Source organism: Aquimarina mycalae (genome assembly GCF_029906345.1).
Lineage (GTDB): Bacteria > Bacteroidota > Bacteroidia > Flavobacteriales > Flavobacteriaceae > Aquimarina.
Genome location: NZ_JARYGY010000003.1, coordinates 44,880 through 66,172, shown reverse-complemented (window position 1 = coordinate 66,172; position 21,293 = coordinate 44,880). Strand labels below are relative to the sequence as shown.

26 protein-coding genes are annotated in these 21,293 nt (G+C 30.0%); 12 read left to right on the top strand and 14 right to left on the bottom strand.

Features of this window, described 5'->3' with window-relative positions:
* Window positions 1–2: 2 nt before the first annotated feature.
* Window positions 3–1,058 carry an MJ1255/VC2487 family glycosyltransferase gene (locus QBK95_RS08085; RefSeq protein WP_280932428.1) on the top strand — a complete coding sequence of 352 codons (1,056 nt, stop codon included), beginning with the start codon at window positions 3–5 and terminating at the stop codon, window positions 1,056–1,058.
* A gap of 84 nt (window positions 1,059–1,142) precedes the next feature.
* Here the strand turns inward: QBK95_RS08085 and QBK95_RS08080 are convergent, their stop codons facing one another.
* The gene (locus QBK95_RS08080) at window positions 1,143–1,976 is read right to left on the bottom strand and encodes an OmpA/MotB family protein (protein WP_280932427.1); all 834 of its coding nucleotides are present in this window, start codon (window positions 1,974–1,976) and stop codon (window positions 1,143–1,145) included.
* 344 nt (window positions 1,977–2,320) lie between these two features.
* Here QBK95_RS08080 and QBK95_RS08075 point away from each other — a divergent pair, with 344 nt between their 5' ends.
* Window positions 2,321–3,286, top strand: a complete 966-nt coding sequence (locus QBK95_RS08075; protein WP_280932424.1) for a M23 family metallopeptidase — start codon at window positions 2,321–2,323, stop codon at window positions 3,284–3,286.
* Window positions 3,287–3,377: 91 nt separating this feature from the next.
* Entirely contained in the window at window positions 3,378–4,580 is a 1,203-nt protein-coding gene (locus QBK95_RS08070; protein ID WP_280932423.1) for a sensor histidine kinase, read from the top strand.
* A gap of 42 nt (window positions 4,581–4,622) precedes the next feature.
* Here the strand turns inward: QBK95_RS08070 and QBK95_RS08065 are convergent, their stop codons facing one another.
* On the bottom strand, window positions 4,623–5,855 hold the full coding sequence (locus tag QBK95_RS08065; RefSeq protein WP_280932421.1) for a response regulator: 1,233 nt from the start codon (window positions 5,853–5,855) through the stop codon (window positions 4,623–4,625).
* 199 nt (window positions 5,856–6,054) lie between these two features.
* On the opposite strand from QBK95_RS08065, the gene QBK95_RS08060 reads away from it, so the two are divergent.
* From QBK95_RS08060 to QBK95_RS08050, 3 genes are all read left to right on the top strand, one after another.
* On the top strand, window positions 6,055–6,699 hold the full coding sequence (locus QBK95_RS08060) for a hypothetical protein (protein WP_280932418.1): 645 nt from the start codon (window positions 6,055–6,057) through the stop codon (window positions 6,697–6,699).
* A gap of 252 nt (window positions 6,700–6,951) precedes the next feature.
* Complete coding sequence (locus QBK95_RS08055; protein ID WP_280932416.1) at window positions 6,952–7,440, top strand: RNA polymerase sigma factor; 489 nt, start codon at window positions 6,952–6,954, stop codon at window positions 7,438–7,440.
* 5 nt (window positions 7,441–7,445) lie between these two features.
* Window positions 7,446–8,057: a hypothetical protein gene (locus tag QBK95_RS08050; RefSeq protein WP_280932414.1), complete on the top strand. Its 612-nt coding sequence runs from the start codon at window positions 7,446–7,448 to the stop codon at window positions 8,055–8,057.
* Between the two features lie 90 nt (window positions 8,058–8,147).
* Here QBK95_RS08050 and QBK95_RS08045 read toward each other — a convergent pair whose 3' ends face one another.
* Both QBK95_RS08045 and QBK95_RS08040 read right to left on the bottom strand, forming a co-directional pair.
* Window positions 8,148–8,576 (bottom strand): hypothetical protein, encoded by a 429-nt coding sequence (locus QBK95_RS08045; RefSeq protein WP_280932412.1) that lies wholly within the window; start codon window positions 8,574–8,576, stop codon window positions 8,148–8,150.
* Window positions 8,577–8,677: 101 nt separating this feature from the next.
* Window positions 8,678–9,499, bottom strand: coding sequence for an IS982 family transposase (locus QBK95_RS08040; RefSeq protein ID WP_280932410.1), 822 nt, complete (start codon window positions 9,497–9,499; stop codon window positions 8,678–8,680).
* 165 nt (window positions 9,500–9,664) lie between these two features.
* Here QBK95_RS08040 and QBK95_RS08035 point away from each other — a divergent pair, with 165 nt between their 5' ends.
* The gene (locus tag QBK95_RS08035) at window positions 9,665–10,078 is read left to right on the top strand and encodes a Dabb family protein (RefSeq protein WP_280932408.1); all 414 of its coding nucleotides are present in this window, start codon (window positions 9,665–9,667) and stop codon (window positions 10,076–10,078) included.
* A 6-nt stretch (window positions 10,079–10,084) separates the two neighbouring features.
* Here QBK95_RS08035 and QBK95_RS08030 read toward each other — a convergent pair whose 3' ends face one another.
* From QBK95_RS08030 to QBK95_RS07990, 9 genes are all read right to left on the bottom strand, one after another.
* Complete coding sequence (locus QBK95_RS08030) at window positions 10,085–10,735, bottom strand: SCO family protein (RefSeq protein WP_280932406.1); 651 nt, start codon at window positions 10,733–10,735, stop codon at window positions 10,085–10,087.
* A gap of 85 nt (window positions 10,736–10,820) precedes the next feature.
* Window positions 10,821–11,393 carry a toxin-antitoxin system YwqK family antitoxin gene (locus QBK95_RS08025; protein WP_280932404.1) on the bottom strand — a complete coding sequence of 191 codons (573 nt, stop codon included), beginning with the start codon at window positions 11,391–11,393 and terminating at the stop codon, window positions 10,821–10,823.
* Window positions 11,394–12,161: a YHYH protein gene (locus QBK95_RS08020; protein ID WP_280932402.1), complete on the bottom strand. Its 768-nt coding sequence runs from the start codon at window positions 12,159–12,161 to the stop codon at window positions 11,394–11,396.
* 94 nt (window positions 12,162–12,255) lie between these two features.
* A complete protein-coding gene (locus QBK95_RS08015; protein WP_280932401.1) occupies window positions 12,256–12,720 on the bottom strand; it encodes a Spy/CpxP family protein refolding chaperone in 465 nt (154 codons plus the stop codon).
* Between the two features lie 21 nt (window positions 12,721–12,741).
* Complete coding sequence (locus QBK95_RS08010) at window positions 12,742–13,044, bottom strand: hypothetical protein (RefSeq protein WP_280932398.1); 303 nt, start codon at window positions 13,042–13,044, stop codon at window positions 12,742–12,744.
* 56 nt (window positions 13,045–13,100) lie between these two features.
* Window positions 13,101–13,679 carry an RNA polymerase sigma factor gene (locus tag QBK95_RS08005; RefSeq protein WP_280932396.1) on the bottom strand — a complete coding sequence of 193 codons (579 nt, stop codon included), beginning with the start codon at window positions 13,677–13,679 and terminating at the stop codon, window positions 13,101–13,103.
* A gap of 226 nt (window positions 13,680–13,905) precedes the next feature.
* Window positions 13,906–14,229: an ArsR/SmtB family transcription factor gene (locus QBK95_RS08000; protein WP_280932394.1), complete on the bottom strand. Its 324-nt coding sequence runs from the start codon at window positions 14,227–14,229 to the stop codon at window positions 13,906–13,908.
* Entirely contained in the window at window positions 14,219–14,647 is a 429-nt protein-coding gene (locus tag QBK95_RS07995; protein ID WP_280932392.1) for an SRPBCC family protein, read from the bottom strand. Before QBK95_RS07995 ends, QBK95_RS08000 begins: the two co-directional genes overlap by 11 nt.
* Before the next feature lie 205 nt (window positions 14,648–14,852).
* Window positions 14,853–16,220, bottom strand: a complete 1,368-nt coding sequence (locus tag QBK95_RS07990) for a glycoside hydrolase family 113 (RefSeq protein WP_280932390.1) — start codon at window positions 16,218–16,220, stop codon at window positions 14,853–14,855.
* 232 nt (window positions 16,221–16,452) lie between these two features.
* Here QBK95_RS07990 and QBK95_RS07985 point away from each other — a divergent pair, with 232 nt between their 5' ends.
* From QBK95_RS07985 to QBK95_RS07965, 5 genes are all read left to right on the top strand, one after another.
* On the top strand, window positions 16,453–17,103 hold the full coding sequence (locus tag QBK95_RS07985) for a class I SAM-dependent methyltransferase (protein ID WP_280932388.1): 651 nt from the start codon (window positions 16,453–16,455) through the stop codon (window positions 17,101–17,103).
* Between the two features lie 28 nt (window positions 17,104–17,131).
* Window positions 17,132–17,542: a Fur family transcriptional regulator gene (locus QBK95_RS07980; RefSeq protein ID WP_280932386.1), complete on the top strand. Its 411-nt coding sequence runs from the start codon at window positions 17,132–17,134 to the stop codon at window positions 17,540–17,542.
* Between the two features lie 48 nt (window positions 17,543–17,590).
* A complete protein-coding gene (locus tag QBK95_RS07975; RefSeq protein WP_280932385.1) occupies window positions 17,591–17,908 on the top strand; it encodes a DUF6660 family protein in 318 nt (105 codons plus the stop codon).
* Window positions 17,909–17,976: 68 nt separating this feature from the next.
* On the top strand, window positions 17,977–20,157 hold the full coding sequence (locus tag QBK95_RS07970; RefSeq protein WP_280932383.1) for a TonB-dependent receptor: 2,181 nt from the start codon (window positions 17,977–17,979) through the stop codon (window positions 20,155–20,157).
* Between the two features lie 66 nt (window positions 20,158–20,223).
* On the top strand, window positions 20,224–20,346 hold the full coding sequence (locus QBK95_RS07965) for a hypothetical protein (RefSeq protein WP_280932381.1): 123 nt from the start codon (window positions 20,224–20,226) through the stop codon (window positions 20,344–20,346).
* Between the two features lie 36 nt (window positions 20,347–20,382).
* Here QBK95_RS07965 and QBK95_RS07960 read toward each other — a convergent pair whose 3' ends face one another.
* The gene (locus QBK95_RS07960) at window positions 20,383–21,264 is read right to left on the bottom strand and encodes a winged helix-turn-helix domain-containing protein (protein WP_280932379.1); all 882 of its coding nucleotides are present in this window, start codon (window positions 21,262–21,264) and stop codon (window positions 20,383–20,385) included.
* Window positions 21,265–21,293: the final 29 nt, after the last annotated feature.

Here is a 21,293-nt window from a genome sequence, read left to right as displayed (position 1 = left end):
GTTTGAAAATATTATACGGAGTTCCAGGAGAAGGTATGGGACATGCAACTAGAGCAAAAGTAATTCTAGAGCACCTAATAACAAATCATGACATAAGAATAGTATCCAGCGGGAAAGCATATTTGTTTCTTAAGAAAATATTCCCAAATCAAACACATCAAATAAAGGGATTTAATTTTGCCTATAAGGATGGAGTAGTTTCTAAATCCAAAACGTCTACTGATATTATTAAAAACCTTCCTGAAAGTTTAATAGTTAATTTTAAGAAATGTAAAGATCTTCAGACAGATTTTAAGCCGGATATAATAATATCTGATTTTGAATCTTTTACCTATTTCTATGCTAAATATTATAAGCTTCCCATACTTAGTATTGATAATATGCAAATTCTAGATCGAGCTATTTTAGATATTAAAATACCTGAATCCGAAAGGGTTAATTACAATATTGCTAAAACTGTAGTTAAAGCAAAACTTCCACTTTGTGATCAATATTTGATTTCTACTTTTTTTGACGCTAAATTGAAGAAAAAAAATAGTGTTTTAGTACAACCAATTATTAGAACAGAAATTCTGAACGCAAAACGAGATACCAAAAATCATATACTAATATACCAATCCTCTTGTAGTCAGAAAAAGCTAATTAAGTTACTTAATACTCTTTCTAATGAGAATTTCATTGTATATGGCTTTAATAAAGAAGCAAACCACGATAATGTAACGCTTAAAAAGTTTAGTGAAATTGATTTTATAGATCATTTTAGAACAGCTAAGGCCGTATTTTGTAATGCAGGATATTCGTTCATCTCTGAAGCATTGTTCTTAAATAAACCTATCTGTACAGTCCCAATTAAAAATCAGTTTGAACAATACCTTAATGGAGCCTACATTCAAAAATTAGGATACGGAAAAATGCTAAAAGATTTTGAATTGGACGGAATCAGGGCGTTTTTAAACGATCTTCCAGTATTTAGTAATAATGTAAAGCAGTTTCAACAAAAGGATAATAATGAACTATTCCATATACTAGATGATTTTTTACAAGCGTATGATCACTAATTATGTACTTTATTATGCAAAATAAAAAGAGGGATGTATCTTATTGAGTACATCCCTCTTTTAAATTTATATTGTTGATTTTTCCTAATTTGATGATAACATCGCGAAAAACTTGTCTAGGTTTGGTAATAAAACAATTCTTGTACGTCTGTTTATTGCCATGTTTTCTTCAGAATCGTTCTCTACCAGTGGTTGGTAGCTACTTCTTCCTGAAGCTATTAATTTAGCCGGATCTACATTATATTTTTTCTGTAGCAACCTTGTAATAGATGTAGCTCTTTTTACACTTAAATCCCAATTGTCTTCTAGTGCAGGAGTATTGATGGTTCTAGGATCTGTATGTCCTTCAATCATTACATCAAGACTAGGTTCAGAATTAATTACTTGTGCTAATTTTTCTAAAACATCATTCGCTTTGTTACTTATTCTATAACTTCCGCTATTAAATAACATTTTATCAGATATAGAAATCATAACAACTGTATTATCAATATCGATAGAAATATCATCGTCTTCTTTTAGACTATCATCCAAAGAGCTTTTTAGGTTATGAGAAACTGCTAGATTCATTGAATCTTCTAGTGTTCTCGCACCTTGAAGTTTTTCGGGATCAACCTGTGCTAAGGTTTCCTTCATTTTTTCTTTTGTGTTATTAGAAATAACAGCTAGGTCATCAACCATTACCATTTGTTCATTATTGGCATCTCTTAACGAATTGATCTTTGCATTATAATCAGCAACTCTTGCTTCAATTTTTGCAAATTTAGATTCTAATTCTTGTTTTTCAACGGTTGTTTTCTGTAATGTACTTCGGGTGTTTTGCAAATCTGTCTCTAAAGCTAAATACTTCTTCTTCGATACGCAAGACGTGGTCATCAGAGCCCCTGATAATACAATTAATGTGAATACTTTTTTCATGGTTATTTAATTAATCTTTTATACGTTATCTAAAACTATTAGTGATTAGTTTTATTATAATATTACCTACTAAACTTTTCATATCAAATTCTTAAAAAGTGTTAAAAAAAGTCTTATAAATGAATTTACCGTATTGTTATTACGGTAAATTTATCTCGTATTATTTTGTAAAATATTGAATTCCAGCGTTCTGTATTTTACTTCTTAAGTGTTTAAAATATATTTCATAAATCACATATTTTTTTACTTTTGTAACGAGATGAAAATTATGTCGTCTTATTACAAAGCACAACGCCCAGAATCAGCTTTACTTTAAATTTAAAAATTTTTGAAAATTCATGTTTTTGAATAAAGGAAAAAGATCACTACTAGGTATTCTGGTGTGTATTTCATTTACTACGCTTAGTGCGCAGCAATCAATACAACAAGAGGATAATTTATTATTAGATTATAAAGAATTGGTACTAGATGGTACAATAATGTTTATGCCTTTGTATAAGGTACCAAAGCAAATTGAAGTTTTAAAAACCGAAAAATCTGATGTGCAAAATGATATACCAGCAAGCATAGTCTTTGATGAAGCTTGGAGTAACTCGGTTTTTAATACATATGGTAAAAAGAGTGTAGCGATTCCTTTTGAGTTACATTTTGAAGATACTGTTTTTTCTTCTCCAGTTGAACATAAAATGGTAGTAACCTCAAGATATGGATGGAGAAGGGGAAGAGCGCATCAGGGAATAGACATTGATCTTAGAACAGGAGATAATGTAAAGTCTTTATTAGCAGGTAAAGTAAGGTATGCTAAATATCATGGAGGACACGGCAGAACCATTGTAATACGTCATAATAATGGATTAGAGACGGTATATGCACATCTTTCTAAATATCTGGTAAAGGAAAATGATATCGTTGAAAAAGGTCAGATTATAGGTAAAGGCGGTGTTTCTGGTAATGCTAGAGGAAGTCATTTACACCTTGAGGTACGATATCATGGTAAAAGTGTTCATCCAGAATATCTTTTTGATTTTTCAGAAGAAACCAAAATAAGATCTAATGATATAGCAGTAACTAAAAAATGGATGTCACCTAGATCACATAAATCTACTCGTAAAAGTAAGATAGTTATATATAAAACGACTGAGGAAATCGAAGAAGATGCTTCTGTTAAAAGTATTTATGTTGTTAAAAGAGGTGATACATTACATGCTATTGCTAATAAACATGATGTAGAAGTATCTGAAATATGCAAAATTAATGCGATTCGATATAATTCAGTTTTGAATGTTGGACAGGAGATTTTAATAAATTAATCTTCATATAGCTAAGTAATTGTTAACAATGCATTTTAAGGTGATTTGATCGGTTGATTTTGTAATTTTGTACAAACTAAAAAATCCAACTATGATTGCCCCACAATTCCCGGATAATGAGATTGAAAGGCAGAGAGCTGTAGAAAAATATGGGCTTCTTGATACCTTGCCAGAAGAAAGTTTTGATAATATAACAAAACTTATAAGCTATATCTGTGATACACCGATATCCCTAATAACACTTTTAGATAAAGATCGTAATTTCTTGAAATCTCATCACGGTGTACCTTTTAATGAATCCCCAAGGGAAATCTCTTTTTGTGGACACGCAATTAACTGCGAGGATGAGATTATGATCGTCGAAGATTCTAGGAAAGATGAACGGTTTCATGACAATCCATTGGTTGCTGATTATGGAGCTATATTCTATGCAGGAGTTCCATTGGTAGATCGAGATGGATATAAATTAGGTACATTATGTGTATATGATCATAAACCAAGAAAACTAACAAAAAACCAGATAGGAGCCATGCTTACGTTATCTAAGCAGGTGATGAGCTTATATGAACAAAAGTATAAAAACAACGAGTTAAAAAGATTTCAGACCCGTTTAGAAGAACGCAACAATAATTTAAGAAAATTTGCAAGTATTGTATCTCATGATCTTAAATCTCCGCTTGCAAATATCATCTCGTTAACAGAGCTTCTTGAAGAGGAAAATAAAGACAATTTAAATGAAGAATCTTTACAATATCTAGAGTATTTAAAATCATCTTCCTTGTCCTTAAGAGATTATATAGATGGTTTGTTAAAATTCTATAAAAGTGATAATGCACTTAATAACAAAAAGGAAGATGTTGATTTAATTCATTTTTTTGAACAAATTAGGGAATTATCAGGCATTGGAATTGATGTTGAATATCAATATCCGAAAGATGAAACAGTCATTTTTGTAAACAAAGCGGCATTACAACAAGTATTTCTTAATCTTGTAACCAATGCTGTAAAATACAATTCTAAGGATCATGTTTTGGTGAAGATTTCCTTTGAAGAGGATCAAAAACATTATAAGTTTTCAATATTAGATAATGGCGATGGCATTTCTGAAGACGATAAAAGCAAAATTTTTGAGCTGTTTACTACTTTAGGAAAACAAGATAGAAATGGAAACCAAGGTAGTGGAATTGGTCTCGCTACGGTCAAAAAGATCGTAAGCTATTTAGATGGAGCGATTACAGTAGATTCAACGATTAATAAAGGAAGTGAATTTTGTTTCACCGTATGTAAAAATTAATACGTCTTCTATTGCAAGATATAGCTAACAGCTGTGACGCTCTTAATTATGAATATGTCTGGATATCATTTCTAATAAATTCTTTTTATCATAAGGCTTTAATATATAGTCATTTAAACCCGCTTGTATAATCTGTTTATTTAACTGAGTAACATCTACAGCGGTTAATGCTATAATTGGAGTTTTATTATCAAATTCTCGAATCCTTTTTGTAGTTCCGATACCATTAAGTTTTGGCATATTGATATCCATAAGAATGATATCATAGGAGTTCTCCTTTGTTAATTCTATAGCATCAAAACCATTATCTATAGTTGTACAATCAAAATTTTCTTTGGAGAGTATTTTATCAGCGACTAATAAGTTGAGTTTATTATCGTCTACTATTAGGGCCTTTGGTTTATTCTGATCACCTTCAGAAGAATTTGATGTTTTATTAGGCTGATTAATAGTTTCAATATCTAAAACAAAAGCATATTCGGATCCAGCTTGTACGTTATTCTGAAATATAATTTCACCATTCAATGATTTTGCAAGTCGTTTTACTATCGAAGAGTTAAGTCCAGTACCTAGATATGATTTTTTAACCTTTTCAATATCTATAAATTCTTGATATATAGAGTTTTCGTCTTCCTCAGAAACTTCGTTTCCGTCATGTGTTACCTTAAAAGAAATATTATTAACATTACCTTTTTTATTAATAAGACTTACAGAAAACACAATATTTCCATTTTTCGTAAACCTTAGCGCATTACTAATAAGGTTCATTAATATTTGTGATAAAATTAAAGGATTACCGTTTAATGTTTCTGGAATCTCATTGTCAAAATCTAGGTCTAAAGTATTATCACTATTTTCGGTTGCATAGCTAAACGAATGTATAATGTTTTCCGTTAGTTCTTTTAGGTTAAATGATCTTTTATCCGGAATTACTGCCTTAGACTCAATAATATTAACTTGTAATATGTTATTAATCAGTGTTAACAAATAATCTCCTGAAAACTTTAAAGATTTTAGGTTTTTGCTATTTTCGATTTCTGGGTATTCATCAGCAAGAATATTTGTCAATCCCATGATTCCATATAAGGGAGTTCTTAATTCTTGACTTAGAGAAGAAATAAATTCTTGATTGATCTGTGCTTTTTTCTCTGTTTCATCTCGTAAAACACTTAATTCTTTTTTTCTATTATTAAGTTTAGAATGTAAGATATAGCATCTGTAACTTAAAAAAAGAATTATTGCAACAAGCAGAATTCCGATGATATAATAAAACATAGATGTAATTTTTAAACAAAATAAGAGATATCGGATTTATCTTACAAGTTTAAAACTGTATTTTTTGTCATAAGTTCAAATTTTTATCGTTTTTATTTTAGTAACAACGTACTTTGGTCGAGTTTTTGCATAGATATAACGAAAAAAAGTAAGGGATTGGTTATATTTAACGACCTTATAGTATAAAGGAATAATGATTATGAAATCTGCATTTATATCTATATTATCAATGTTTTTTGTGATTTCTATGAATGCTCAAATAGAAAAACCTTTATCATCACTAAAAATTGATGATAATAGTAATTTGAAGACAAGTAAATACAGTCTTTCTTCTGGGTTGAACAAGCCTAAAAACAACTTCTCTTTATATAATAACCCAAAAGATTCTTTGCGTTTTAACCGAACTCAGAAACCTTTTGATATGACTGGTAATAATGGTTTATTACAGCCCAATCATAAAGTAATCCCTAAATGGTTTAAAAAAGATAAAGAAATAAAGGAGGAGTACAAAACTGATCAATATCTAGGTGATTTTAAGAGTTCCTCGACATATGTACATCTTTTATATAGAGATCATGAATCTGTAGATGGAGATTTAGTTAGAATCTATGTAAATGACGATGTGATAAGATCTAATGTTTTTTTAGACGCTACTTTCCAAGGATTGAGAATTGATCTAATAAAAGGTTTTAATAAAATTGATATTCAGGCATTAAACCAAGGTACTTCTGGGCCTAATACTGCAGAGTTTCAGTTATATGATGATCTGGGTAATTTGATTACTGCTAATGAATGGAATCTTACTACTGGCGTTAAAGCAACCATGATCATAGTTAAAGATTAGTTATTTTACTATCCCAGCTAAATTTTCTTGTAACTACATTTTTTTTATTACTATAAAGTAAATAATTCCCTATTATATTATTTCTACATATGATAGTTACTACAATACGGTATTAATTATACCAATTTCATTTCTTTACTATGATAATTTAATATGATTTACAGTAGTTTAGATTCATTTAAAGAATATTTTTTTAATTTTTTGTGATTTTTTTGAACTAGGGTATACTAATAATAAAAAAACAAACTCAATATGAGTAAAGAGAAAGAGTTTACTCAGATTATTAAGGATAATGAGGCGGTTATTTTTAAAATAACAACCATATATACTGATGGATCTGAAGATCAGAAAGATCTATATCAAGAGATTGTATATCAATTATGGAAAGCTTATGATTCTTTTAGAGGAGACTCCAAAATTAGTACCTGGATGTATCGTGTAGCATTAAATACGGCTATTACAAGGTTAAAAAAAGAAAAACGGAACGGAAATAGAGTTGGAATCGATCAGGTTATTTTAAAACAAACCGAACACTATAATACAGAGTTTGAGGAGAAATTAAAAATTCTTTATAGACACATTAAAATGCTTAACGATCTGGAAAAAGGACTGATTCTATTACTTCTAGAAGGGAAGAAATATGAAGAAATTGCAGTAATTACTGGTCTAACTCCATCAAATGTAGGTACAAGGATATCAAGAATTAAACAAAAATTGAAAACTCAAATAATAAAAAAATAAGGGCTATGGAATTAGAAGAAATGCAATCGGTATGGTCTGAAATAAGTGGCCAATTAGAAAAACAAAAAAAGTTAACGGATAAAATGATAATTATGATGACACAGGAACAGTATAGAAAAAAATGGAATAAAATTGCTTACCCAGAAATATTCGGAAGTATAATTTGCTTTAGCGTTGCACTATTAATCTTTATAAACATTGATAAATTAGAGACCTGGTATAACATTTTATTTGGATTAGCTTCTGCTAGTATTCTAATCACCTTACCGATATTATCTTTAAGATCAATTAATAAAATGAGTGGGATTAATTTTTCTAATAATAGCTATAAGGATACTTTAATACAATACACAAAGAATAAGAAACAGTTTCAGTCCCTTCAGAAAGTAGCGTATTATCTAAGTTTTATCTTGATATTTTTAATTCTTCCAGTTACATCAAAAATTATGGGAGGTAAGGATATGTTTACAGGAATAAAAAATCTTTGGGCTTTGATAATTTTTATTCCTATTGGTATCCTGTTCTTTGTGTTTTTTACAAAATGGGTACGTAAATGTTATGGTAATAATATAAATGAAGCTGAAAATATTCTAAAAGATTTACAGGCGGAAGAATAACGCCATCAGTTTTTATAAAAACATAAAACCTGAATCTTATTGGTAAGATTCAGGTTTATTTATAGTTTATTTATAGTTTATTTAATCGTTTTATGAAATCCAGGATTTACTCTTAGAAAACTTGGAAAACCAAACTAAAAATATAGCCATTACTACTATTACAATGGGCATATATAATCTTTCTCCTGTCAAGTTTATAAAATCTTGAATAAAGAAATTATACACTTGTTGTGCTAATACTGTCAATAATGATATTATAAATAGGGGTAGTGCAAATTTCTTTTTTATAAGAAGCGCAATACAACCCAATACTCCAGAAAAAACGGCAATTGCAAAAACTGCAGTTACCCATGCTGGGAGATTATTGTAAAAATTTTGATCTGCTTCTGGCATTGCATTAAGAACTTCTTCTGTCATATAAGCTTGTCCAATATAAGCAAGGACTCCCACAATATTCCAAATTAAAGCTATTATTCCTATCACCCAAAACCATATAGGTGCTTTGTTAGTTGTATTCATAATTTGTTGATTGTTAATAAGGTTAGATATTAACTAAGGTAAATAGAAACTGTTTAATACCCAAATTACTATGATTAACTAACTAATCCGAGTTTCCTATTTTAAATTAAGTGTTTGATTTGAAAAGCCATCACAAACAAGATGAGTTTCAATATAAATCCATTAGTTGTTACTGCGTTGATATGCCTTGGCATCAAGCTGGTTATCTGACTTATTGATGTTTCAATTATTTTCCTCATAGACTCTTTAATGAAAGCTGTGTAAGGTTTGTCTTTTCTTTTGGAATTGGATTTTCTGCAAATTTGCAGGTCTACCAATTCTGTTTCATTGAATAAGTCTTCTATTTCATAATCTGTATACCCACTATCCCCATATAGAATACTCTCCGGTGGTAAATCGTGATGCATTCGTTGAAGAATTTGAGAATCGTGTTCTCTGCCTTCTACCAGATACATTTCTACAGGAATTCCATCCGTTGTAGTGATCAATTGTATTTTTACTCCATAGAAATATTCTCGTTTAGAAGCATTATAGCCTCTGTATTGTTCTCCCTTTAATAGCTTACATCTACTAATACGAATGTTGTGGCAAACTTTAATAGGAAATGAATCAATGACATATTCCATCTCACAACGCAGGTATTTAAAAAGTCTTCCAATGCTTAAAAACAGAAATAACAATAACTCTTTGAGCTTGTGCAGGCGTTTTGTAAAGCCACTTTTATTAATAGTGTTTTTGAAAAAATGACTCTTCATATAGAATAAAGCTAAGGTCTGATTCCCCTGAAAATAAAGAGCAGAAACGATAGCAGTAGTGAGCACTTGACTATCTGAAAATCTACGGTTGCTATGTTCTTTATGGTTCATTTCTTTTAACAAATCATCTATTACACAATAAATTGATATAACTTTGTCCTGGAGCATTTTGAGTTCTTTTTTGAAGTTAGACAATCAAAAGTAATGAACTTATATGCTCCTTCTTTTTTGGAAACTCGGGTTAACTATACCATTTTTAATATACTTATTGATTTTATGTGAAAAATATATGGTTTTTGTAATTTTAGGAATTAACCAATTAGGATATTAGAAATGAATTTTAAAAATACCTTTAAAAGAAAACTGAGTCTATTAGTAGCAACAGTAATAATTTGTGTTTCAGTTTCTTGTCAAAAGAACACTAATCAATTTGATAAAAACTTTGTACATACAGTATATATATGGCTTAAGAATCCTAATAGTCAGGAAGACAGAGAGCTTTTCGAAAAATCACTAGACAAGTTTCTAAAAACATCAAAATACGCTAAAACGAATTTTGTGGGAACTCCTGCAGGAACAGATAGGGCAGTAGTTGACAATTCATATACTTATGCTATAATAGTAACTTTTTCTTCAAAAGAAGAGCAAGACTTATATCAGAAGGAAGAAGCACATCTTTTGTTCATTAAAGAATCTTCTCCATTATGGAATAAAGTACAAATATATGATTCTATAGATATAAAATAGAACGCATTAGACTTCTTTTTGCAGAATTTTTATATGTCTAATTAATCGTTTCATATCTATTTCTATGGTACCATTATAGACTCCTCTAATGTACCCTTTACTGTCAATTAAAATAAAATTTTCAGTATGAATGAAGTTGTTTTCATCTTGTGTTTTGATAAAATCTTCATCTGCAAAATATCCTTTTCTTGCAATGGTATATAAAGCATCCTTATCTCCAGTAACTAAATTCCATGAGGTATCATCAATATTATTTTGTACCGCATATTCTTTTAATCTATCTACAGTATCCATCCAAGGCATTACTGTATGGGATAAGAACATTATTGAATCATTGTTTTTATAATGTTCCTGTAAGAAATACATGTTTTTTGTCAATTTAGGGCAAATCCCAGGACATGTGGTAAAAAAGAAATCAGACACATATATTTTACCATAAAAAGTTTGATTGGTAATGGTATCTCCATTTTGATTTAGAAATTTAAAATTGGGGATTTTGTGTGTTCCTTTTTTCCAATCTGGAGTAAAATCTGTAGAATTAAAATAGGGGAGTCTAGAAACTGTTTCCGTATTACCGTCTGGGTCAACTTTTGATTTCTTATTGTTTGTACAAGAAAACAAACATAATGTTAATAAAATGATATAATATTTTGTCATTGATCTTTGTATATTCTTATTCTGAGGTTAATTAAAATAATGATCAAATAGCTTTAAATCTATAGATTATAAGGTTTAACTGTTTTTAGTTAATACTATTACTTTTGTCTTGTATGCGATAACATTTTTTTAAACCTATTAAACCAAAACGTTCTCCATTGATTACTTCATAATTAGCTTTAATATTTCCGTTCTTTTTCCATAGACGTTGAGAGCCAGATTCTTTCCCATTTTTATAATTAAAATCTCTATAAACTTGCCCTGTAGTATACCATTCTTTCACATTACCGTGATATTGGCCCTTGTTATCAAAATGATATTCAAACTTTTTGTTTCCATTTTCCCACCAAGCTTTATGTATGCCTGTTTTAAAGCCTTTAGTGTACAACCTTGTTAAGGATAAGGAATCATTTTGATACCATTGTTTTTCATATCCATGTTTTCTGCCTTTTACATATTCAATTTCTGATTGTATTTTTTTATTTACGAAGTACGAGACCACGAATCCAGAAAAAGGAGTTTCTTTATAATATAAAACTCCATTTTGTAACATTAATTCTGGATCCGTATTCTCTATTCTTAACCCTTTGTTATTGTCATGGCAAGCGCTAAGAATAAAATATAAAACAAAGGCAATATGAAATATTTTTAGTTTCAATTAATTTGAGATATTTCCTGGTGTCCCAAAATACCCATTTCCGTTAAGGTATGGATCTTCGGCTGTAATATGGTAATGATAAATTCCGTTAGGGAAATCTGCTGTTACACCAGTATGGCCGTGATATTCATCAAGATCACTGTTAGATATTTCTGATCCGTTTTCCATTGGACCATATACAGGAAAACCATCTGATAACAGTCCTAAAAAAGCATCGTCACCAAACTGAGTAGTTAAATACGTGGGTTCTATATGATAGTGATATTGACCAGACATTTGTGGATGACCTAACCATTGATCAAAAGAATCAATCTCATTTGTTAAAGGCTGATCTGGGCCAGCATATTGATTATAAAATGCTACTCCATTTCTTGAAATTCCTATAGGTCCTAATCCTGTTGCCGCATGATTTGATGCTTCAGCTGGATTTAAAGTAATCGTAAAAACAATATTTTGAGAAGAAATAGTATTTGGATTCAGTTGAAAATTTGTATTAGTTCCGTTATAAGCTTCATGCAATGGATTATTAGTTGGCCAATAAGGACTTGTATGATTTGGCACACCTTCAGAAGTGAATGTAACAGTATTACCATTAACTTCATATGATAGCCCAGTACCATTAAACTTTGTCAAAATAGAAGTGATGTCGTAATCCGTTGATACGGGATCTGATGTACCAGAGGAGTCACCATTATCATCACCAGAACAGGCAATAAAAACTATAGCACTTAAGCTAAGTAATAAGGAAATTTTTTTGATTTTTTTCATAAGTAGCATTTTTTGGTTATATGTTTAGATACTTTTTTAAATAAAAACTTGCGCCTTAATTAAAAAAAGTAAAATAATTTTTAAGAAATTATTTTTATTGTGGTCTAGGTGGATGTTTTCTTCTAGGACCTTTTGGACCTTTATGTAAGGCTCGTTTTACTATTTTATCAAATTTTGTTTTTTGTTTTTCGTTACAAATAGCTAAGATGTCTTTAAAATGATAAAATGTAATTACATCTTTTTCTTTAATTTTTTCACCGATAAGATCTGTTATAGAATCTATAGTCTTAGTATTTACATTTTGGATATCTAAAAGATTAAATAGCCCATCTTTTAATTGTCTAATATCGTGATGAATAGTTCTCATTTCTTTTTCGTGATTGTAGTTTAGCTTCTGGAAGCTTTTCATCTGTTTTTCATCAAACCTAAGCTCTTGCGCCATAAAGTCTCCTGGAGATTGTTTTCTCTTTTCTGGTTTCTTTAAAATCATAAAAAGAAAAACACCGTTTACAATAATTAGAAATACCAATAATATATATAATGCTATATTTTTTTTCACGAGATATGGATTATTATTTAATTAATTAAAGAGAGAATCATTTGTTGAGAGTTCATAATTTTGAGCAAAACTAGAAACACGTTGCTCATAAATAGATGTATTGTATGCAACCAAAGCGTATACATTCAGCATAACGATACAAATCAACGCTGCGAATTGATATTTGGGTGTAAACCAGCCCAAAAGAGGAGCTTCTTCTTTTTCTTTAAACAAGCGATTCATTACCTTCTCTTTTAGAAAGGGTGATGGTTGTACATTAGAAATCGTATTCGTAATTTCTATGGTTTTAGTTACTTGGTCCTGTATTGTATTTTTTGATTTCACGTTTAAATATTAAGTTTCTTATATATTTAGATGCAATTGATTTTAAAAACTTGCTGTCATTTTTGATTTTTATAAAAGTCGTACAATAGTTTTTGTAAATTCTTTTTAGATCTGAATAACAGTGATTCAACCGAAGATAAACTTCTATTGGTTATTTCACATATTTCCTTGTATGATTGCCCATCTATTTTACTCAGTGTGAATACGATTCTTTGATCTTTAGGTAATTTATTAATAGCGTTAAAAAGTATTTCTGCTTTTTCTTTATTTTCCATTAGAATACCTGGATGATTAAATTCTGTATATCTTAAAGTGTTATCTATAGGACTTTCATTTGTGAAAAGGCTTTGCAAAATTGCGAATCGTTTTTTAGTATTTTTTTTTCGAATAAACTCTAAACTCTTATTTACCGAAATTCTATATATCCAAGTAGATAATTTTGATTTCCCATTAAACTTCCCGATTGAATTATAAATCTCAACAAAAACTTCTTGTGTAAGATCTTCGGCATCCTCTTTATTTGGGACAAACGAAATGCAAGTACCAAAAACTTTTTGCTCATAATCTTTTAATAGCTCACTAAATGCTTTTTGTTGGCCTTCCTGTAATGATTTTATAAATTCTTTTTCGTTCAAATAGGTAGTTTGTTAAAGCAATGTACAAAGTATTATGGATTATATAAAAACTCCTTCCCAAGATTTTATGAGAAGGAGTTGAAGATTGATGATATATTAATGTCGCACTTTGGTGTCATTAATCCAAGATTCAGCAATTTTTAGCACTTAGACTTTATGACAAAGTATGTTTAGAATAATATTCTAAATGTAGAAGGGGTTTTTCTAAAAAGAATATATTAGATATTCAAGATTTTTCATCAAGATAAGACCCTAAATTTCCAAGAGCATTATTCCAGAATTGTTCATAGAATTTCAACCATTGATTAATCTCATGTAGAGGTGTAGTATCAGCTATACAAAAACGTTCTCTTCCACTAGATTGAATATGAATTAAACCAGCATCCTCCAGAGTTTTTAGATGTTTTGTAACTCCTTGACGACTCATTTCAAATTGACCCGATATCTGAGTAATGGGTAGAGCAGTAGCAGCAATGACTAAGGCATGGAATATTTCACGTCTGGTCGGATCGGCAATGGCTTTTAATGTTTTAGAAATTTTATCTTGCATGAATTTCTTGTGTTAAATATTCTGAAAGTTTTGTTATACAATTATCCCATCCGCCATTAAAATTGTTAAACATGTTTAGGGCAGTATCTCCTGAGTATTTAGAGATACCTGAATGTTCTAAATAAAGTTTAGTACCTCCTTCAATTTTTTCTAATTGCCATTTTACTGTAGTTTCTACATCGGTATTAGCCACAATCCAAGTATATATTAAAGTATAAGGATTGGCTTTTTTTACAATACCAGTTATCTGAGTACAGTTTTGTTCTTCACTTGCAGTAAAGGTATAATTATAACCTTCTTCTGCTTTGAAATCAGCTTTTATAAACCAATTAGATATTTCTTCTTCTTTGGAAATGGCATTCCAGATAGAATCTATTGAGTGCTTAAAAATGTGTTCTTTAGAGATTGAATCTTTCATAATATGAGTATTTAAATATTAGATATGCAACTTATTGGTTGCAATTTAATAAAGCAATTTTAATTACGCAACTATTTGGTTGCATTTTTTAATTAACTAACCTATATTCAATAAAACACAATAAGAGAAGAGGTATTAAAGAAATAGTGAGAAACTAGTTTTATAAATGAGTTTGAATCTTAATAAATCCTACTATGAATAACGTCTATTTTAGGCTATAGTTCCCATACCATTTTGTTATTACATTTTCTGCTGGTTTGTATCTGGGAGAAAAATCAAGATTGGTCGGTGCATTTTCTTTTTCGGATCTGGTATTCCATTGCCAAATATACGTTCCAGCAAACCAATCTTTATGCCATAGCTGTTGATATAATGCTTGATATGCCAGTTGTTGAGTTCTATCTGATTTTTGTTTAGTCAATATACTAAAGAACGAACCCCATTCCCAAGGCTTAATCGTTGCAGATGATTCACTTTTATAGCCTATTTCTGTAAATAAAACGGGTTTTTGGTGCTTTTTAGACAATTCAGATAACATATTCATATGAGTATCCCAACCATTTTTTATAGTATCCAAATTGGGATTAGAGTTCAATGTCAAAGGAAAATACGCCTGGATACCAATATAATCCAATTCATCCCAAAAATCAATAAGCTCATATTCACCGTCCCAGTTTGCCGCATAGGTTAGTTTTCCTTTGTATACAGTTTTAATCTCTTTTAGAAGTGTTCGCCATTGTGCTGGTTGGGATTTTAGCGAACTTTTTAATTCTGTACCGATGCAGAGTAATTCAACGTTGGTCATTGCAGCCAATTTTGCATAATGCAGCATATTGCTTCTATAAGATTCAAACCAAGTATCCCAATCAGAAGAGCTCGTTTGTGTAATATTAGAACGCCAACCAGAACCTAACCAAAGATGTGGTTTCAGCATCACATGAATGTTTTTATCTTTAAGCTGTCTGATTGTCTTTATAAACAAGGAATCTCTTTTTGACCACTGTCCAACGGTTTTTGGTGTTCCCATTTCCAAAGTTTTTTCGTTTTCCTGATAAAAGAAAGGAATTACAGCTACCCATTCAACATTTGTTCTAACCAAATCATCAATGCCCTTTTCATTATTGCTATTGTTCCACCCAAATACACTCATACCTCGATGTTTGCCATCTATTCGATATAAATCATTAGAACAACCGCTTATATTCTCTACAGTATTATCCCAGGTATATTGAAGGTTTTCTGAGCTATTGTTAATCACAATAAGTTGGATAGTGCCATATAAAACCAAGACAGGAATTAACAACCTGAAAGAAAATTGCTTGATCATTGTCTTAACACCTTTCTTTTTGTATATCCTAATAAAATACCTGAAGATCAAGTATATAATGTAAATAGTTAAAAAGAAAATATGGAGTGCAACAACAAAATTAAGCCTTGTCAAAGCTTCTCCAAAAAATTTTATGGATTCTAAAATAGAAAGATCCGATCTATATCCAATTATGATAAAAACCAAAAGCGTAATGAACCAAGTAGAAACATATACTTTTAGAATAGAAAACAGTTCTTTCTTCATATAAAGAGTTATGAATTTATTGATTAGAAGAATAAAGATCTACTATGTTACAATTAATTAAATAATTAACATTGTTTTACAGATCATAAAATTAATTGATATTCAGTATTTTTTATGCATTTTAAAGAAAAACACAAACTTTTCATAAAAGAAGTATAAGTACTATAATTAAACAGTATTTTTCAATTGCTAACTATTACATTATCAGAAATCTATTAATAAAATCAATGATATGGTATTATATAATAAGTTTCTAATCATTTTAATTTTTATAGGTATTGGAACTAGTTATGGACAGTATACAGAAAATGATTGGGAAGACAGAGATACTTGGATGAAGGTATCCGAGATTTTTAAGATTGCAGAGATTAATCCAGGAAATATCGTTGCAGATATAGGTTGTCACGAAGGTTATTTATCTATCCATATGTCAAATACGGTAGGTAAATTAGGAAAAGTATATGCGGTTGATGTTAGAGAAGATAGATTAGATAAACTGAATGATCATATAAAAAAAAGAAAACTCAAAAACATAAAAACTATTCTGGGTGATTATGATAACCCAAAACTACCTGATAATTCATTAGATATAGTGGTAATCTTGGATACATATCATGAAATGGAAGATTATAAGAAAATATTGTACCACGTCAAAAAATCACTTAAGATGAATGGTTCTATTGTTTTAATAGAAAAGTTTAAATCACATATGAAGAACGAATCTAGAGCAAAACAAGTTGATGCACATACTTTGGCAATGCATTATGTAAAAGATGAATTGATAGAAGCAGGATTTTCTATAAAAACAGAAATTAAGGACTTTGGTAGATGGAAAAATGAAGAAGATAAACGAATATGGGTTTTGGTTGGAAAGAAGAAATAAGCAATGCTAGAATTTATTATTTTTGAATATGTACAATCTACAACAAAAGTTAGAAAAGAATAATGTAAAACCTACCGCTATGCGACTTTTGGTATTGCAATGTTTTATGAAGCAATCTAATGCACTAACGTTACCTGAGTTAGAAAAATCATTAGAAACAGCAGATAAGAGTACATTATTTAGAACATTAAAAACTTTTAATGAAAATGGACTTGTGCATAGTATCGATGATGGAACAGGTATAACAAAATATGCACTTTGTTTAGAAGGTTGTACGTGTTCTCCAAAAGATCAACATTATCACTTTCACTGTATTCATTGTAAAGAGACTTTTTGCCTCACTTCGCGTAATATTCCCTCAATTGATTTACCTAACAAATTTATAATGAAAGAAGCGAACCTTGTTTTAAAAGGAATCTGCGCGAATTGTAATTTATAAAACTTTGCAACTCGATTGCACTACATTTGGGTTATCTTTGTAAACGAAATGAAATTATTTGCATTCATATTATCCATTTTTATACTCTGCTCGACACTAACGCCTTGTTCTGATGCTTTTAATGAAGAACATCAAAATGAAGTGTCCTTGGATGATACTCATGATCACTCTAAAGATAAAGATGATTCTTGTCCATCTATTTGTATTTGTGCTTGTTGTGGTGTAACAATTACCTATGAATCATTTCAACAAATTAGTATTGATTCTAAAACCATAATTATTTCTAAAGCGGATGTGGTGTATCAATCAGAATATGCTTTTTATTATTTTCCTGCTATATGGCAGCCTCCTCAATGGATTAGCTAAGTTATAGTTGGCTTTTACAATAAAAGCCTTGTATTAATTTTAGTTAATTACAATAAATAATATTTAGAATGAAAAAAATAATATGGAGCGTTTTGCTCTTTATATCACTGTGCTTGAATGTCAATGCGCAAACTAACTCTTTGCAACTAAAAATTCTTAATAAAACTGATAGTGAGCCTCTTGTGGGCGCAACAATATATCTGGTAGATATAGAAAAAGGTGCTATTACAGATCTAGATGGTATCGCTACAATCGATAACATCCCAGAAGGCACATATCAATTGAAAGTTTCGTTTATGGGATTTGAGTCAATCACACAACAAATTGAAATCCCGCAATCAGAAATGTTGGTGCTATACCTAAAAGAAGATGGAGAAGCGTTAGAAGCGGTTGTATTACAATCCACTCGTAGCACACGAACCATAAAACGAATTCCCACAAGAATAGAATTTATAGGAGCCGAAGAATTAGGAGAAAAAACGGCAATGAATGCTACCAATATTTCTATGGTGTTAAGAGAAAGTACTGGTATACAGATGCAACAAACATCCTTAAGTAGTGGAAATTCTAATATTAGAATTCAAGGGCTTGATGGACGATATACACAATTATTACGGGATGGTTTTCCTTTATACAGTGGATTTTCTAGTGGTTTAAGTATTCTACAGATCCCACCTTTAGATCTAAAACAGTTTGAAATTATTAAAGGAAGTTCTTCTACGCTTTATGGTGGTGGAGCTATTGCAGGCTTAGTCAATATGATCTCCAAAACACCCGAAGAAGAACCAGCGCTAGATATAATGCTTACTCAAACACATGCTTTGGGAACTACAGGGAACGTGTTCTATAGTAAACGGAAAAATAAATTTGGTTTCACCTTATATGGTTCTGGTCATTACCAAAAAGCATATGATCCAGAAGACGATGGTTTTAGTAATCTACCATTAACAACATCGATATCGATTAATCCAAAAGTATTCTATTATCCATCAGAAAAAACTACAGTATGGTTTGGGATTAATGGTACTTATGATGATAGGATAGGAGGAGACATCAGAAAAATTGAAGATGGAGAAAATGGAATCCATCAATATACTGAAGAAAATATTTCTAAACGAATTAGTACGCAAGCTGTATATACTAATGAGATAAATGCTTCAAGTTCATTAAATATTAAAAATAGTTTTTCTTACTTTGATCGTGATCTAACCGTACCTAATTTAAATTTTAAAGGAAATCAACTTAATTCCTTTTCAGAGATAACATTTCAGACACAAGGATCAAGATCAGATTGGATAATTGGGGCAAATTTATATACAGCTGATTTTGATGAAGATTCGAATACTTTAGAACGAGATCAGAATGATGTAACTACTGGAATATTTATAAACAATATTTATGATCTGTCTGAAAATTGGATTTTAGAAACTGGATTTAGAACTGATTATGCGAATGATTGGGGATTTTTTCCGTTACCTAAACTTTCTTTATTATATAAAACAAACAAGAATTTCTCAAGTAGAATAGGAGGAGGATTAGGATATAAACTACCAGACATTTTTACAGAAGAAGCAGAGTTTATTAATTTTAACAACGTACTGCCAATAGATAAAGATGCTTTAAAAGCAGAACGTTCGTATGGAGTTAACTTGGATTTTAATTATCAGATTAGATTGACTGATGAAATCGGTTTTTCTATAAATCAGTTGTTTTATACAACCGCAATTAAAAATGGATTATTATTGAATACTACAAACACTTCTTTTTTCGAATTTGAAAATGCGGAAGGTAATATTCTAAGTAAGGGAGCAGAGACAAATATTAAATTTACTTACAAAGATTTCAGATGGTTTCTAAATTATGCATTTATCGATACCCGTTTAAATTATCTAAGCGGTAATCCACAGAAACCTTTAACTGCCAAACATAATGCAGGTAGTGTAATTATGTATGAAAACGAAAAATGGAGGATCGGTTATGAAACTTATTATACAGGAAAACAATTACTTTCCAATGGAACAGAAACTACTGATTTTATTACTATGGGATTATTGGCAATGAGAAATTTTGGATGGGGAACATTATTTGTAAACTTTGAGAATTTTACAGATCGAAGACAAAGTAGATTTTCACCATTGGTATTGCCTCCACATAACGATCCTACATTTCCGGAAATTTATGCGCCTACCGATGGTTTTATCTTTAGCGCTGGTATTATTATCAAACCTTTCGGAAATAAAGAACATTAAACAATAGAACAATGGGACATAATCATTCATATAAACATCAGTCCAGAAAAATCCGATACACAAGGAATGATCTTTCTTGTTATTATAGGAGTTTGTGTGAATGGTTATGCTACCTGGAAACTTAGTGGTGGTAAGTCGATGAATGAAAAAATGGTTTCTAGGTATTTAATTGAAGATGTTCTTGATTAGGTGGCTATTCGATTAAAATTAATTTATGATAAAGTTTTAGTTTTCAACAACTTCTAGTTTATAACCAACACCGTGAATATTAACAATGTTTACATTAGCATCATTATTAAGTTTTTTTCTAAGTTTAGAAATAAACATGTCGAGACTTCTACCAACAAAAACACCATGATCTTCCCAAACCTCCTTTATCAATTGCTCTCTTTTGATAATTTGATTCGGATACTGACTAAAAATTGACAGAAGTTCACATTCTTTAGCTGTCAATATAATCTCAGTTGTATCTATTTTTAATTTCTGTTGATTTTTATCAAAAAGGAAGTTTCCTAAAACAATATCCTTTGATTGTGAATCTAAAACAACTTCTACTTTCTTTTTTCCTAATAATCGAGTTCCTGAAATGAATATAATAAGTAATACAACAATAGGTAACATATATAGCATATTAAAAGAACTATACATAGAAGTACTATTATTATTTAAAAAAACAATTTGAACCATATAACAGCTAACCGGAAGTTTTCTGTCCAAACAAGAAATTGTGTTTTTTTCTATATCATCTAATACCTGATAACTGTATGCTACTTCCCAGAATTCACAATCTATAACTTCTGTAAGATAGTCTTCAGATATTTTTATTTTTTTAAGCTCAGCATTAATAGCGGTTACCAATACTTCAGGACTTATGCCTAATTTTTTCTGAAAAGATAATTTAAATTGATTGTCAGAAATCTCCCTTATTGGCATGATACGAGAAGTAGTATCATTATTTTCTAATAACAATTTGTTTCCAACGGCTCTTAAAGCAACTTTTATTTTTTCTTTATAATAAGAATCTTTCTTTGGAGAAAAACCATGAATTACCAGAAAACTTATCATTATGATAAGAACGCTTAGTACTATTTTAATTCTGTTTATCATCTAAAAGTTTACTTATTTACAAATAACGG

Bases quoted from the DNA above. Each gene is read 5' to 3' on its own strand.
- QBK95_RS08080 (WP_280932427.1), bottom strand. From the start codon at position 1,976: ATGAAAAAAGTATTCACATTAATTGTATTATCAGGGGCTCTGATGACC.
- QBK95_RS08070 (WP_280932423.1), top strand. From the start codon at position 3,378: ATGATTGCCCCACAATTCCCGGATAATGAGATTGAAAGGCAGAGAGCT.
- QBK95_RS08065 (WP_280932421.1), bottom strand. From the start codon at position 5,855: ATGTTTTATTATATCATCGGAATTCTGCTTGTTGCAATAATTCTTTTT.
- QBK95_RS08060 (WP_280932418.1), top strand. From the start codon at position 6,055: ATGAAATCTGCATTTATATCTATATTATCAATGTTTTTTGTGATTTCT.
- QBK95_RS08055 (WP_280932416.1), top strand. From the start codon at position 6,952: ATGAGTAAAGAGAAAGAGTTTACTCAGATTATTAAGGATAATGAGGCG.
- QBK95_RS08050 (WP_280932414.1), top strand. From the start codon at position 7,446: ATGGAATTAGAAGAAATGCAATCGGTATGGTCTGAAATAAGTGGCCAA.
- QBK95_RS08045 (WP_280932412.1), bottom strand. From the start codon at position 8,576: ATGAATACAACTAACAAAGCACCTATATGGTTTTGGGTGATAGGAATA.
- QBK95_RS08040 (WP_280932410.1), bottom strand. From the start codon at position 9,499: ATGCTCCAGGACAAAGTTATATCAATTTATTGTGTAATAGATGATTTG.
- QBK95_RS08035 (WP_280932408.1), top strand. From the start codon at position 9,665: ATGAATTTTAAAAATACCTTTAAAAGAAAACTGAGTCTATTAGTAGCA.
- QBK95_RS08030 (WP_280932406.1), bottom strand. From the start codon at position 10,735: ATGACAAAATATTATATCATTTTATTAACATTATGTTTGTTTTCTTGT.
- QBK95_RS08020 (WP_280932402.1), bottom strand. From the start codon at position 12,161: ATGAAAAAAATCAAAAAAATTTCCTTATTACTTAGCTTAAGTGCTATA.
- QBK95_RS08000 (WP_280932394.1), bottom strand. From the start codon at position 14,229: ATGCAAGATAAAATTTCTAAAACATTAAAAGCCATTGCCGATCCGACC.
- QBK95_RS07995 (WP_280932392.1), bottom strand. From the start codon at position 14,647: ATGAAAGATTCAATCTCTAAAGAACACATTTTTAAGCACTCAATAGAT.
- QBK95_RS07990 (WP_280932390.1), bottom strand. From the start codon at position 16,220: ATGAAGAAAGAACTGTTTTCTATTCTAAAAGTATATGTTTCTACTTGG.
- QBK95_RS07985 (WP_280932388.1), top strand. From the start codon at position 16,453: ATGGTATTATATAATAAGTTTCTAATCATTTTAATTTTTATAGGTATT.
- QBK95_RS07980 (WP_280932386.1), top strand. From the start codon at position 17,132: ATGTACAATCTACAACAAAAGTTAGAAAAGAATAATGTAAAACCTACC.
- QBK95_RS07975 (WP_280932385.1), top strand. From the start codon at position 17,591: ATGAAATTATTTGCATTCATATTATCCATTTTTATACTCTGCTCGACA.
- QBK95_RS07970 (WP_280932383.1), top strand. From the start codon at position 17,977: ATGAAAAAAATAATATGGAGCGTTTTGCTCTTTATATCACTGTGCTTG.
- QBK95_RS07965 (WP_280932381.1), top strand. From the start codon at position 20,224: ATGATCTTTCTTGTTATTATAGGAGTTTGTGTGAATGGTTATGCTACC.
- QBK95_RS07960 (WP_280932379.1), bottom strand. From the start codon at position 21,264: ATGATAAACAGAATTAAAATAGTACTAAGCGTTCTTATCATAATGATA.